General features: G+C 43.0%; 1 protein-coding gene. It reads right to left on the bottom strand.

Going from position 1 to position 588, the window contains the following annotated elements; genetic code table 11:
- Positions 1-576: PD-(D/E)XK nuclease domain-containing protein (locus D1841_RS18275; protein WP_207710216.1), on the bottom strand; the 576-nt coding region annotated here is incomplete at its 3' end.
- Between the last annotated feature and the right edge of the window lie 12 nt (positions 577-588).

Here is a 588-nt window from a genome sequence, read left to right as displayed (position 1 = left end):
TGAAAGTGGTGCAGCATAATCCTGTGCTTCTATCTGCTGCAATGCCTCTTCGCATTTCTCTTCCATCTCTGCAAAGGTCTTTGCCACTTTTAACTCCAAAATCATAGCTTTTCCCATAAATTTCTTTTCACAGAGAATCAAATCCGGTCTGCCCGTTCCACTCTCACGATTGGACTGCACCATATACCGACCTGCATTCTTCAAAAGCCCTGTCAAAAATCCATGGTAGTAGCTCTCCGCATAGTCGAAGTAGCTGATGGTGTCCATCAGCTGCTGGCTGATGAAGTTCTCAGCCGCTTCGCAGTCCCCTTCTTCGAAAGCCTTGATGAGACTGCTTCTATCCACATTTGCTATCTTTTGATCAAACCATTCTTTGATGCTTTGTTCATAAATGGATGCAATCTCCTCGTTGGGAATCGCCATTTCAATATAGATATTCCGTTTCTCTATTCGCTGGCTTTTCATCTTTAGATATCCTGTGAAGAACAAAAAGTTCCACAGATTATCTTTCGATGTGTGAATATCTCCATAGGTTATTTCTTCATGAACCGGCTTTTCTATGGTGCCGCCGTCCATCAAAATCTCCAG

It is taken from the genome of Neglectibacter sp. X4, from assembly GCF_009917365.1.
Lineage (GTDB): Bacteria > Bacillota > Clostridia > Oscillospirales > Acutalibacteraceae > Acutalibacter.
The sequence above is the reverse complement of the archived record's forward strand: the minus strand, read 5'-3'. Positions and strand labels throughout refer to the sequence as shown.